Source organism: Serratia proteamaculans (genome assembly GCF_946227095.1).
Classification (GTDB): domain Bacteria; phylum Pseudomonadota; class Gammaproteobacteria; order Enterobacterales; family Enterobacteriaceae; genus Serratia; species Serratia proteamaculans_E.
Map to the genome: position 1 here is coordinate 673,775 of NZ_CAMISV010000001.1, position 13,087 is coordinate 686,861.

At 58.0% G+C, this 13,087-nt stretch carries 13 protein-coding genes; 7 read left to right on the forward strand and 6 right to left on the reverse strand.

From position 1 onward, the window contains the following. The first annotated feature begins 115 nt into the window (after nt 1–115). The 5 genes from OC597_RS03275 to OC597_RS03295 all read left to right on the forward strand — a co-directional run bounded on the left by OC597_RS03275 (nt 116) and on the right by OC597_RS03295 (nt 3,899). Nucleotides 116–1,300 carry an MFS transporter gene (locus OC597_RS03275; protein ID WP_261118951.1) on the forward strand — a complete coding sequence of 395 codons (1,185 nt, stop codon included), beginning with the start codon at nt 116–118 and terminating at the stop codon, nt 1,298–1,300. 60 nt (nt 1,301–1,360) lie between these two features. Next, nucleotides 1,361–2,254, forward strand: a complete 894-nt coding sequence (locus tag OC597_RS03280) for a LysR family transcriptional regulator (RefSeq protein WP_112350164.1) — start codon at nt 1,361–1,363, stop codon at nt 2,252–2,254. 97 nt (nt 2,255–2,351) lie between these two features. Beyond that, nucleotides 2,352–2,693, forward strand: coding sequence for an HNH nuclease YajD (yajD, locus tag OC597_RS03285; RefSeq protein WP_020825794.1), 342 nt, complete (start codon nt 2,352–2,354; stop codon nt 2,691–2,693). 277 nt (nt 2,694–2,970) lie between these two features. Beyond that, complete coding sequence (locus tag OC597_RS03290) at nt 2,971–3,606, forward strand: division plane positioning ATPase MipZ (protein WP_085115724.1); 636 nt, start codon at nt 2,971–2,973, stop codon at nt 3,604–3,606. Further along, complete coding sequence (locus tag OC597_RS03295; RefSeq protein ID WP_261463115.1) at nt 3,603–3,899, forward strand: hypothetical protein; 297 nt, start codon at nt 3,603–3,605, stop codon at nt 3,897–3,899. Before OC597_RS03290 ends, OC597_RS03295 begins: the two co-directional genes overlap by 4 nt. Nucleotides 3,900–3,931: 32 nt before the next feature. Here OC597_RS03295 and OC597_RS03300 read toward each other — a convergent pair whose 3' ends face one another. The 6 genes from OC597_RS03300 to OC597_RS03325 form a co-directional block, all read right to left on the reverse strand. Next, nucleotides 3,932–4,663, reverse strand: a complete 732-nt coding sequence (locus OC597_RS03300; protein WP_262207424.1) for a substrate-binding domain-containing protein — start codon at nt 4,661–4,663, stop codon at nt 3,932–3,934. Beyond that, nucleotides 4,656–5,435, reverse strand: a complete 780-nt coding sequence (locus tag OC597_RS03305) for an ABC transporter ATP-binding protein (protein WP_261283941.1) — start codon at nt 5,433–5,435, stop codon at nt 4,656–4,658. The genes OC597_RS03300 and OC597_RS03305 overlap by 8 nt, the downstream gene beginning before the upstream one ends. Next, nucleotides 5,428–6,426, reverse strand: coding sequence for a FecCD family ABC transporter permease (locus tag OC597_RS03310; RefSeq protein ID WP_262207426.1), 999 nt, complete (start codon nt 6,424–6,426; stop codon nt 5,428–5,430). The genes OC597_RS03305 and OC597_RS03310 overlap by 8 nt, the downstream gene beginning before the upstream one ends. Continuing rightward, nucleotides 6,423–7,472: an ABC transporter substrate-binding protein gene (locus OC597_RS03315; protein ID WP_219015653.1), complete on the reverse strand. Its 1,050-nt coding sequence runs from the start codon at nt 7,470–7,472 to the stop codon at nt 6,423–6,425. Before OC597_RS03315 ends, OC597_RS03310 begins: the two co-directional genes overlap by 4 nt. A gap of 172 nt (nt 7,473–7,644) precedes the next feature. Next, on the reverse strand, nt 7,645–9,942 hold the full coding sequence (gene bglX, locus OC597_RS03320; RefSeq protein WP_262207429.1) for a beta-glucosidase BglX: 2,298 nt from the start codon (nt 9,940–9,942) through the stop codon (nt 7,645–7,647). Nucleotides 9,943–10,058: 116 nt separating this feature from the next. Beyond that, complete coding sequence (locus OC597_RS03325) at nt 10,059–10,988, reverse strand: LysR substrate-binding domain-containing protein (RefSeq protein ID WP_262207431.1); 930 nt, start codon at nt 10,986–10,988, stop codon at nt 10,059–10,061. 118 nt (nt 10,989–11,106) lie between these two features. On the opposite strand from OC597_RS03325, the gene OC597_RS03330 reads away from it, so the two are divergent. Together OC597_RS03330 and OC597_RS03335 are read left to right on the forward strand one after the other, a co-directional pair. Continuing rightward, nucleotides 11,107–12,261 (forward strand): pyridoxal phosphate-dependent aminotransferase, encoded by a 1,155-nt coding sequence (locus OC597_RS03330; protein ID WP_262207432.1) that lies wholly within the window; start codon nt 11,107–11,109, stop codon nt 12,259–12,261. Between the two features lie 41 nt (nt 12,262–12,302). Continuing rightward, nucleotides 12,303–13,082, forward strand: coding sequence for an ABC transporter substrate-binding protein (locus tag OC597_RS03335; RefSeq protein ID WP_261251898.1), 780 nt, complete (start codon nt 12,303–12,305; stop codon nt 13,080–13,082). Nucleotides 13,083–13,087: the final 5 nt, after the last annotated feature.

Consider the following 13,087-nt stretch of genomic DNA (forward strand, 5'->3'; position numbering starts at 1 on the left):
AACAGTGTAACTACCGCAAACGGATTTATCCGCCACCAATGCCTGCGTAAATTGTGATCTCTGTCACTCCGCGCCCGGCGCGCGGTTTACACATTCACCTGGGATGAGCGGTATTATGCTGAATAATAATGATAAACCTGCACCATCAGCCTGGCTGGCGATTTTCTCGCTGACGGTTGCCTGCTTCGTAATGGTCACTACCGAGTTTCTGCCGATCGGCCTGCTGACCAATATCGCCCCGTCACTGGATGTCAGTACCGGCAGAGCCGGTCTGATGGTGACCGTGCCTGGCATCATCGCGGCGATCGCCGCACCGGCACTGAGCCTGGCAGCCGGTCGACTCGACCGTCGCCTGCTGATGCTGGCGCTGAGCGTGCTGCTGGCCATCTCCAATCTGGTGTCCGCATTGGCGGTTAACTTCCCCATGATGCTGCTTGGCCGCGTCCTGCTGGGCATCTGCGTCGGCGGTTTTTGGGCCTTTGCCGCCAACTATGGCCGCCATCTGGTGCCGGAAGCCAGCCAGGGTCGCGCCACCGCGCTGATCCTCAGCGGTATTTCGGTCGGTGCCGTGTGCGGCGTCCCCGCCGGAGCGTTGATTGGTGACCTGTTCGGCTGGCGCGCCGCCTTCTTTGGCAGCGCGGTGCTGGCGATCGGGGTGCTGCTGGCCCAACTGCGGTTGTTAACGTCAGTCCCTCCCACTCGCCCGGTCACCGCACGTGACCTGCTGTTACCCCTGCGTCTGCCGATGGCGCGCACCGGGCTGATTGCCATCGTGTTGCTGTTTATCGGTCACTTTGCCGCCTATACCTATCTGAAACCACTGCTACAACAGGTGTTTGTCCTCAGCCCCTCGGCGATTTCGTTGCAACTGCTGGCCTACGGCGCCATTGGCCTGCTCGGTACCTTCCTCGGTGAACGGCTGGCCGAACGTAGCCTGCGCGCCACCTTTATCCTGATCACCGCCATGTTGGCCGCCATCCTGATTGTTTCGCCGTTCCTTAGTGGCATCGCCGGTGCCACGCTGATGGTGATGGTATGGGGACTGGCATTTGGCGCCGTGCCGGTCTGCGCCACCAACTGGATGTTCGCCGCCGTCCCGCAGGCACCGGAAGCCGGTCAGGCACTGCTGGTCTGCGTGATCCAGATTGCGCTGGCTTCCGGCGCGTTGTTGGGTGGCGAAGTGGTCGACTGGCAGGGCGTCAGCAGCGCCATGCTGTTTGGCGGCGCGCTCACCCTGTCCGCCGCGCTGGTTTTCGGCCTGACCTTGCGTTCCGGCATGATTGACGCTAAACAGTCATAATCATTATTCATCCGCAGAAACACCCCCCGGCCTCTGCCGGGGTTTTGCACTGAGAGCGCTATGGATCATCATTTACTCGCTATTCGGGTGTTTAACCGCGTGGTAGAAACCGGCGGCTTCACCCGCGCCGCAGATTCACTGCGGATGCCCAAGGCCACTGTCACCAAGCTGATCCAGAACCTGGAAGATCATCTGCAAACCAAGCTGTTCCAGCGCACCACCCGCAGCGTGTCGGTCACCGCCGAGGGCGAATGCTATTACCAGCGCACGGTAAAGTGGCTGGCGGAGCTGGAGCAGATGGAAGGCAGCATGACCGAGTCGCAGAGTGCGCCACAAGGCGTGCTGCGCATTGACGCCGGTGGCTCGACTGCACGGCAATTGCTGGTGCCGGCGCTGCCGGATTTTATCGCGCGTTACCCGCAAATTCAGATCGACCTGGGGGTCGGCGACCGTCTGATCGATCTGATTAACGACAGCGCCGACTGCGTGATCCGCAGCGGGCCACTGGCCGATTCCAGCCTGATTGCCCGTCGGCTGTTCGAGCTTGAATGGGTGACCTGCGCCACCCCGGCCTATCTGGCGCGCCACGGTACGCCGCAACACCCTTGCGATCTGGAGCTGGGTTTTCCGCTGGCACATTACCGCCATGCGCTGAACGATCGCATCCAGCCGCTGCACTTTGTCGATCGGGGCAAGGAGATCGATATTCAGCACCGCTATCATGTCAGCGTCAACGAGGGCAATGCACTGCTGGCGGCGGCACTGGCCGGGCTGGGTATCATTCAAACCTTCCGCTTTATGGCCCAGCCGCATCTGGACAACGGCGAACTGGTCAGCCTGCTGCACGACTGGCAACCGCCCTCGGAACAGATGTACGTGGTCTATCCCTCCAACCGCCATCTGAGCGCCAAGCTGCGGGTGTTTATCGATTGGGCGGTGGAAGCCTTCAAATAATCGAAACTGCAGCAGGCGGTGATGTGCCGCACGCTGTAATCCGGCGCGTTGTGGTATTATTTAACGCATTATTGTTATCACCCGACGGGCACACACCATGGCATATATTCCAAAAAACTACGCGAGGCTGGAGACCGGCTACCGCGAAAAAGCACTGAAAATCTTCCCCTGGGTCTGCGGGCGTTGCTCGCGCGAGTTTGTTTATTCCAATCTGCGCGAACTGACGGTCCACCATATCGATCACGACCACAGCAACAACCCGGAAGACGGCAGCAACTGGGAAATGCTGTGCCTGTATTGCCACGACCACGAACACTCCAAATATACCGAAGCCGATCAGTATGGCTCAACGGTAGTGGCCGGTGAGGACGCGCAAAAAGACGTCGGGCTCGCGACCCATAACCCGTTCGCCAACCTGAAATCGATGTTGAAAAAGTAGCCATTACCGAACAGTCATCACTGGCAACTTAATAACTTATTAAGTTGCCAAATTGAAAAAATCGCCTTCGCATAATCACTTCCCAGACCATTCCTACTTACCCGCCTACTAAGTTACCAGCAAAATAAGCAGCAAAGTTAACTGCATACTGGCTTGGCAAGCCGTCGCCGTTGGTGCATATTGTTCAAGCGTTGTTGTTGTTAACCTGTTTAATTATCAATCCAATAAGCATATTAACTTAATAAGTTATCAGCTTAATAACTTGAGAGATGGCAGCATGATTGTTTTGATTGGCTCGCAAAAAGGTGGCGTAGGGAAATCGACCAAGGCAGTCAATATCGCCGGATATTTGATCCTCAAGCTGGGAAAAACCGCCATCATCGTTGATGCTGACGATCAGAAATCAATCATGACCTGGTATAACGACCGCCAGAATGTAGAAGGCTTGCCGCATATCCCGGTAGTCGCCGCCTCGGGCAAAATCAAAGAGACCCTGCTGGAGCTGGATCGTCATTACGACTATGTGATTGTCGATACCGCCGGCCGCGACAGCGCCGAGCTGCGTTCCGGCCTGCTGGCCGCCGATCTGTTCCTTTCCCCGCTGCGCCCTTCCCAGATGGATCTCGATACCGTCGGCTATCTGTCGGAAATGTTCGCCACCGCGCAGGAATATAACGAGAAGGTGAAAGGCTACATCGTGCTGAACATGTGCCCGACCAATATCTTTATTAATGAAGCTAACGAAGCGGCGCAGGTGTTGAGCGAGTACCCCGAGTTGACGCTGGTCAGCAACCGTTTGTGCGACCGCAAGATTTACCGCGATGCCTGGGGCGAGGCCATCACCGTGCATGAGGCGAATAACCTAAAAGCGCAGGCGGAGATTGAAAGCCTGGTGAAAGAGGTGATCCTGTGAAAAAGCGTACCCCTACCCAACGCATGTCAGAAGACGAATTTATCAACAGCGCCACTTCACACACCCTGCATGTTCCCCCCCCGGAAGCCAAACCGCAGGGCCGCAAACGTACTTACAAGGCCATTTCGGTCAGCCTGACCGATAACCACGTCGACGCGATCGATGAAATCATTGTGCAGGCGGCACGCAACGGCGTGGTGCGCATCACCCGTTCCGATATCATCAAGCTGGCGATCGACGGGCTGGCAGAAAAGAGTGAAGAGCACCTGCTGCAACTGCTGAAGAAGATGTAATTAGCTTCACAACCTGCCAGCTTAATAAGCCATTAGCTCATCACGTTGGCAGGTAAAAAACCCTGCCGCCGCAGTATCTCCTGCCCCTGTTCCGCCAGAATAAACCCGGCCAAAGGCTGCGCTCGCGTATCCAGCAGGCACAGGCCGTAATCGGCATCAATCGCCAACGGTGGGGGTAACTGCCGCACCGCCAGTTCAGGGAAACCCGCCAAGGCTGCGCCATAGCTGGCATACCCGAGGAAAATATCCGCCTGCCTGCTGTTAAGCAGATACTCCGCCGCCAGTCGATCCGGCGGCAACGGTGCGGAATCGGGCCCGCCTACCAACGCCAAAGCCCGCTGCTGCAAGGCGACGCCCTGCCCCGGCGCTAAGCGCTCAATACGCTCGAACAGCTGCTGCGCATAGTCGCCGGATGGATCAGCGCCCGGCGTTGACGTTGCCACCCGCCAACGCGAGTCCAGCAGTACCTCCAGCAACGGCCGTTCGGTTAAGCCAGCAATATTACGCACCGTGGCGCAAAGCCGGTTGCGAGCAAAAGGCTCACCCCGTGACGACAGTTGCAAACTCACCAATCGCTGCGGGTGCGCCAGATTGGCCGAGGCGAAAATATGCGGGCATTCCCCGGCTTCGATTCGCTGGCGCAGCAGGCCCGCCGGGCCAAATACCGCCTCCACCGCCTCATCGGTTTGTGCCTGAAAGGCAGCCAACAAGGGACCGAATGCCCCACGCAGGCTACCGGCGGCGAACAACAAGATATTACTCACTTTCACGCTCCCGTTGGCTACGGTACAAGGGCACCAGCGTTTCAAACTGACGACCGTCGATCTGCAAGGCCACCCGTTCAATCGCCAAATCAAACAGCGGCGACAGGCTCTCGGCCGTCAGCACCTCAGCACAGGAGCCCAGTTGATGCTGTCCTGCCGCCCCCAGCAACAGGGCGCGATCGGCCACCGCATGTGCATGATTGGGCTGATGGGTAGAAAACATCACCGCCATCTGTCGTTCCCGTGCCAGATGTGAGATCAAGCTCAGCACCCGGTCCTGATGGTGCAAGTCCAGCGCCGAAGTCGGTTCGTCCAGCATCAACACCTCACAGCTCATCGCCAAGGCACGGGCTATCAATACCAGTTGCCGCTGCCCGCCGGACAGGCTGCCAAATTCGCGATCGGCAAAGCCCAGCATATCCAGCGACTGTAGCGCCTCTTTCGCCAGTCGGTGATCCTCCGCTGAGGGGGAGCGGAACAAACCCACGTAACGCGCGCGCCCCATCAGCACGATATCCAACACCCGATAAGCAAAGGGGGCAGCGAACTGTTGTGGGACAAAACCGATGCCGTTCCCCCGTTCCACCGCGCCCTGCTGCAGCGGTAAGGTACCGAGCAGCAGTTGCATCAGGGTGCTTTTACCGCGTCCGTTGGGGCCGAGCACCGCCAGCACCTCACCGCGCCGTAACTGTAAATTCAATTGATGAAACAGTGGTTTCTGGCCGGGCCAGCTAAAACCCAGCCCCTCTACCCGCAGCAATGTCTCAGCCATGCCAGCCTCTCAGTTGCGCCCGGCGCAACAGCAACGCAAACAGCGGCGCACCAATCAGCGCCGTCAGGATGCCCAATGGAATTTCGCTGCTGCTTAAGGTGCGCGCCAAATCGTCGATCAACACCATATACAGCGCGCCCAGACACATTGAGGCTGGCAACAAACGACGATGATCCGGGCCGACCAGCAGGCGGGCAACGTGTGGGATCACCAGCCCTACCCAACCGATGCTGCCGCTCACCGCCACCTGTGCAGCGACGATGGCGGCACACAGCGTCAGGATCAGCCAGCGGGTCCCTTCGACATTGATGCCCAGCGCGGCGGCATCCTCATCCCCCAGCGACAACAGATTAATGCGCCAGCGCAATGCCAGCAGCAGCCCGCCGCCCAACAGCAGTGGCAGGAACAGCATCAACAGTTTGTTATCGTCGGCGGTAGCAAAACTGCCCAGCAACCAGAATACGATGCTCGGCAGCTTTTCTTCGGTATCGGCCAGATATTGCAGCAGGCTGACGCAGGCGGAGAAAAAGCCGCTGAGGATCACCCCGGCCAGCACCAGTGACAGAATATTGCGCCGGGCAATGGCGCTGGTAATAGCAAAAATCAGCAGCAAAGCCGCCATGCCGAACACAAAAGCAGACAGCAACAGCAGCGCCATTGGCAGGCTGAGCAAAATTGCCAGGGTACCGCCAAAAGCCGCACCGGAAGAGACACCGATAATGTGCGGATCCACCAGCGGGTTGCGAAATACCCCTTGTAGCGCCGCACCACATAATGCCAGAGCCGCCCCGGCCCCCATCGCCAGCAACACCCGGGGCACACGCACCCCGAGGATCACCTGCCGTTGGATTTCATCAATACCGCCGTGCGGGCCAGTCAAAGGCTCCAGCAAGATTAGCAGGCTGTGGGCCGCGGATACCGGATAGCGACCGATGCCCAACGATAACAGCGCACAAAGCAACGTCAGCAGGATCAGCCAGCCCAGCCTCATTGCCCACTCTGGCAGCAGCTACTGCGGTAATACTGCCGGTAGTAGGCGTCCACCCGCTGTTGCAGATTAACGTCGCTGAAACGCTGCGGATAAAGCTTTTTCGCCATCCACAGTTCGCCCAACGCCAGCGCTTCCGGCATCGGGTAACCCCAGGCCTTGGCGTATTCCGGCATCAGATAGACACGTTTGTTTTTCACCGCATCAATCCCCTGCCACTGCGGTGAGCTGAGGATTTGCTTCACCACTTCGGGATAGCGTTCCTGCACGAAGATCACCGCCGGGTTCCACTTCAGCACATCCTCAATCGACACCTGTTTAAACCCGTTAATGTCCTTCGCCGCCACGTTGAGGGCCCCGGCGTGCTGCATCATCAGTCCGGTGTATTTGCCCGAACCGTAAGTGGTTAAGTCCGGATTGGCCATGTAGACCCGTACTCGCTGATCCTCCGGCAGGTCGCGCAGCCGGTCTGCCACCAGCGTCCGTTGTTGAAATACGTCCTGGATCAGCGCCTCGGCCTGCGGCTGGTGGCCCATGACCGTGCCGATTAAGCGAATGCCATCCTGCAGGCCCAGGTTATAAGCCTGATCTTCATCTTTCAGCTGCGGGTTCATTTTTCCTGCCTGATCCGCCGCCTCACGACGCAGTGAAATCGCCACCACCGGAATGCCGGCCCTTTCAATCTGGGCAATCATTTCCGGTGGTGCATAGTTGGCAACGAACACCACCTGCGGATGCAATCGGAGCAGGCTTTCGATGTTCACCGAGGTGAGATCGCCCGGCATCGGCATGTTTGCCAGGCCGGGCGCCAAGCGCAGATAATTCGGCCCCAGCTGCTTCTTCCAACTGCTGAGCACCCCAACCACCTGCGGCAGAGCGTCGAGCTGCACCAGCAGGTTCAGCGTCTGGTGTTGCAACACCACGGCGCGGGTGATGGTATCGGGTAGCGTAACCTGTCTATTGAGTTGGTCAGTAACCTGACGGTCTGCCTGCGCAGCGCAAGAGAACAGAATAAAAAGCAACAGTAGGCGCGGGAAGCGTTTGAACATGAGGGGGATTCCGGTTGATTATCGTTATATATAAAATGATATAGCGATAGCCATGGCGAAACAATCAGCGGGATCAACGATTGAGAAAATAGCCGGGGAATTAAACAAAACAGGTGGGCGTTAAACATCAACAAGACCCTCTCCCACCACAGTGAGAGAGGGCCATGAGTGATTACTTCAGGGTAAAGCTCTGTGCCTGTACCTCGTCGGAATCCAGGCCGACAAATACATTAAACTTGCCCGGTTCCGCACCCCATTTCAGGCTGGCGTTATAGAACTTGAGATCCTCTTCGGTGATCGGCAACTCCACCTTCTGCGTCTGACCGGCTTTCAGCATCACCTTTTTAAAGTTACGCAGCTCTTTCACCGGGCGGCTGACCGAAGCCGTCACGTCCTGCAGATATAACTGCACCACGGTAGCGCCATCATACTTACCGGTATTCTTCAGCGTGACACTGGCGGTGATTTTGCCGTTGCGCGCCATCGTCGGGCTGGAGAGTTTCAGATCCGACAGGCTAAAGCTGGTGTAGCTCAGGCCATAACCAAAGGGATACAGCGGGCCGTTCGGTGAGTCAAAGTAACGGGAGGTGTACTTGCCCGGGTTTTCCTTGCCGAACGGACGGCCGGTATTCAGGTGATTGTAGTACATCGGGATCTGCCCGACTGAGCGTGGGAAGGTCATCGGTAATTTGCCCGACGGGTTGTAGTCCCCGAATAACACGTCGGCCACCGCATGACCGCCCTCGGTGCCGCTGTACCAGGTTTCCAGCATCGCATCCGCCTGCTGACTTTCCCAGCTCAGCGCCAGCGGTCGCCCGTTCATCAACACCAGCACCAGCGGTTTACCGGTGGCCTTCAACGCCGCGATCAGATCACGCTGGCTTTGCGGAATGGTAATGTCGGCCCGGCTTGAAGCTTCGTGTGCCATCCCCTGCGATTCACCCACCACCGCCACCACCACATCGGCTTTCTTCGCCGCCTGCACCGCTTCATCAATCATCTGCTGTGGCGGGCGGGTATCAAACACCACCGCCGGCTCATACTCGTTCAGATAGTCGATAATGCTCTTGTCCTGAGTGACGTTGGCCCCCTTGGCATAGAGGATCTTCGCCTTGTCGCCCACCGCCTGCTCCAGCCCCTGACGGAGAGTCACTGACTGTTTGATCACCCCGGCCGCCGACCAACTGCCCATCACGTCACGCTGACTGTCGGCCATCGGCCCAACCAGCGCTATGGTGCTCTGCTTACTCAACGGCAGCGTCTGCTTGTCGTTTTTCAGCAACACCATGGTTTTACGCGCAATCACGCGCGCTTCGGCACGGTGCAAACGGCTTTCGGCATTGGTGTCCTGCGGATCGGAGCCGACCGGACCAAGGTGGGTATAAGGGTCTTTGAACAGGCCCATATCATATTTGGTGTTCAGCACGTCGCGGCAGGCACGATCGATGTCGCTTTCCGATACCAGCCCGTCTTTGACCAGCCCCGGCAGGTATTGGTCGTAATATTCGTCGCTCATGCTCATGTCGACGCCGGAAGTGATTGCCAGCCGCACCGCATCGCGCGCGTCTTCAGCCACGCCGTGTTTGATCAGCTCTTTAATCGCACCGTGGTCACTGATGGTGATGCCTTTGAAGCCCCACTGATCGCGCAGCAGGTCTTTTAACAGCCACGGGTTGGCGGTGGCCGGAATGCCGTTTATCGAGTTGAGTGACACCATCACCCCGCCGCTGCCGGCGTCCACCGCCGCCTTATACGGCGGCAGGTAGTCCTGGTACATTCTTAGCGGGCTCATATCGACGGTGTTGTAATCGCGGCCGCCTTCGGTAGCCCCGTACAACGCGAAGTGCTTCACGCTGGCCATGATGGAACCGGGTTTGGACGGGTCACCGTTTTGGTAGGCATCCACCATCACTTTGGCAATTTTGGACACCAGCCAGGTATCTTCCCCAAAACCTTCCGAGACCCGGCCCCAGCGCGGATCGCGGGTGATATCGACCATCGGCGAGAACGTCATGTTCAGGCCGTCGTCGCTGGCTTCCTGCGCCGATACCCGGCCGCTGAGCGCGATGGCTTCGAGGTCAAAACTGGCCGCCAGCCCCAGGCTGATTGGGAACACCGTACGTTGACCGTGCACCACGTCGTAGGCGAAGAATAACGGGATTTTCAGGCGGCTGAGCTGCATGGCCTGATCCTGCATGGCGCGGATATCCGGCCGGGTAACGGTATTGAAGATAGCGCCAATCTGCCCCTTGCTGATACCGTCGCGGATCGCCTCTTTCGGGTTATCCGGCCCGACGCTGATTAAACGCAACTGGCCAATTTTTTCGGCCAGCGTCATTTGTTTCATCAGCTTGGTTACGAAGGCATCGCGCTGCTGGGCATTAACACCCTGGATCACGGCGCTTTCCTGCGCAAAAACCGGGCTGATGGCCAGACCGGACAACATACTCACCACACAAAGCCATTTCATATTATTTGATCTCAGGCATGTTCCCGCCGCAGGCGGCGACGGAGATGATTTATCAACGTGAAAAAACAGTGTGCCATACTCCTTTTCAGCGCAGAAATAATTTGTAATGTTAAAAGTTACAAGCTGTTAGCGAAGGCCGGTCGATAGTTTTGCAGCCTGGCGCGGCTTTGCTCCGCTTCATCACTGAGGAAATTGACCAGTTCGGTTAATGCCTGCGGCACCACCGCCCGTTCAGGATAGACCAAATAGTACGCAGCACCGCTGACCACGCTGAGCGGGAACGGCGTGACCACACGCCGCGCCTGAATATCCTCCTCCAGCAGGCACAGATCGCCGATGGCAATGCCAAAGCCTTGCAGTGCGGCGCTCATCGCCAGATCGAGCGTATCGAAATGCTGCGCCTTGCCGGATGGCAATGCCTCGAACCCCGCGGCCTTCAGCCACAGCAGCCAATCGCGGCGATCGCGCGTGGGATGCAGCAGGGTTTTCTCCGCCAAATCGGCTGGTGTGGGTGGGCGTGACAAATCGGGCAGATACGACGGCGTGCAGACCGGCGTCAGGATTTCATCGAACAGATGATGAACCCGCAATTTTTTGGCCTGTGGCTGGCCGAACACCACCGCGGCATCAAAATGTTCTGCGCCAAAATCCAGCCCGTGCGACACCGAAGCGGTTAGCTCAATATGCATTTCCGGCCGTTCATTTTGCAGCCGGATAATGCGCGGCAGCACCCAGCTCATGGCACAGGTCGGGCATTTGATGCGCAAGGTACCCGGCTGCGCCCCGACCCGCGCCAGTGCCTCATCCAACTGTCCGAGCGCCTGCTGCACCGGTGCCAGCAGCATCGCGCCCTGTGGGGTCAGCGTCAGGCCGCGCGCCCGGCGGCTAAACAGCGGGTAGCCCAGATGCTGCTCCAGCCCGAGGATCTGCCGGCTAACCGCGCCCTGTGTCAAGTGCAGACTCTGGGCGGCATGGGTAAAATTCAGCCGCTGCGCCACCACCACAAAGGTTTTCAGTACGTCTAGGGAAGGTAAGGACATTGACATAGCGGCCTCTCAAGCCATGATCTGGATGCATGGCGAGTATGACAAACTTTCCCTTGTTGGCCTACCCTCAGTGATGCTTAATCAAACCATACTTCCCCTGTTTCCCCTGGAGCCACTCATGCAGAGCGCCTGCTCACACCGCTCGAAGTTGCCGGACGTCGGCACCACGATTTTCACCGTTATCGGCCAGCTCAGCGCCGAACATCAGGCCCTGAATCTGTCGCAGGGGGCACCGAACTTCGCCTGTGAACCTCAATTGGTTGAAGCGGTGGCGCAAGCCATGCGCGCAGGTCATAACCAATACGCACCGATGAGCGGCGTGGCGGCATTACGTACCGCGCTGGCAGACAAATTTGAACGATTGTATGGCGCACGCTATGACACCGACGAAGAAATCACGGTCATTGCCAGTGCCAGCGAAGGATTGTATTCCGCCATCAGCGCGCTGGTGCATCCGGGCGATGAGGTGATTTATTTCGAACCGGCGTTCGACAGCTATGCGCCGATCGTACGCTTACAGGGCGCAACACCGGTAGCGATCAAACTGTCGCTACAGGACCTGCATATTGACTGGGATGAAGTCGCCGCCGCCATCAACAGCAAAACGCGGATGATCATCGTTAACAGCCCGCACAACCCGACCGGCAGCGTATTCGGCGAACATGATATTGAACGCCTGACCGCCCTGACGCGCAATACCGATATCGTCATCCTGTCCGACGAGGTCTACGAACACGTGGTGTTCGACGGTGATATTCACCACAGCATGGCACGCCACCCTCAGTTGGCTGAACGCAGCGTGATCGTGTCGTCGTTTGGCAAAACCTACCACGTGACCGGCTGGCGCGTCGGTTACTGCATGGCACCGGCGGCGCTGATGGACGAGATCCGCAAGGTGCACCAGTTTATGGTGTTTTCCGCCGATACGCCGATGCAGTACGCCTTCGCCGAAGCGCTGGGCAACCCGCAAAGTTATCTGGGACTGGCGGACTTCTATCAGCAGAAACGTGATTTACTGGCGAGCGCGCTGCAGGATTCACGCTTTGAATTACTGCCCAGCCGTGGCAGCTTCTTTATGTTGGCCCGCTTTAGCGGTTTCAGCAGCGAAAGCGACAATGACTTTGCGGTACGTCTGATCCGTGAGGCCAAAGTTGCGACTATCCCGCTGTCGGCGTTTTACAGCGACGGCACCAACACCGGCATCATTCGACTGAGTTTTTCTAAAGATAATGAGACCCTGCTGGAAGGCGCACGCCGTCTGTGTCAGGTATAACGCATTTATTTTTGCTTTGACCATGGGAAAAGGGCTCGACTATGAAATCACTGAAAACGTTGATCGCCGCAGGCTGCCTGCTGGCCGCCGGGTCCACGCTGGCGGCGGAAAACACCCTGCGCTTCGGTCTGGAAGCGCTGTATCCCCCGTTCGAATCCAAATCGGCCAGCGGTAAGCTGGAAGGTTTTGATATCGATCTGGGCAACGCGGTTTGTGCCGCCGCCCAGTTAAAATGCAGTTGGGTCGAGACTTCGTTCGACAGCCTGATCCCAGCGCTGAAGGCCCGCAAGTTTGACGCCATCAACTCGGCGATGAACGTCACCGACCAGCGTCGCCAGGCAATCGACTTTACCGATTCAATCTATCAGGTGCCGAACCGCCTGATCGCCAAGGCTGACAGCGGCCTGCTGCCAAATGCCACCTCGTTGGCGGGCAAGCACGTCGGCGTACTGCAGGGTTCGATTCAGGAAACTTACGCCAAGGTCCACTGGGCACCTCAGGGTGTGGACGTGGTGTCCTATCAGGATCAGAACCAGGCTTATCTCGACCTGACTGCCGGGCGTCTCGACGCGACGCTGGTCATGGCACCGTCGGGCCAAAGCGGTTTCCTGGCGCATCCGGACGGTAAGGGCTTCGCCTTTGTCGGCGATGCAGTCAGCGACGACAAAATCCTCGGTGAGGGCATTGCCTTCGGCCTGCGTAAGGGTGATGACGCCCTGAAGAAAAAGCTGAATGAGGCGATCGTCAAAGTGAAACAGCAAGGCACCGTGGGTGAGCTGGCGAAGAAGTATTTTGGCGATATTGATGTGACAGTGAAATAAGAAAT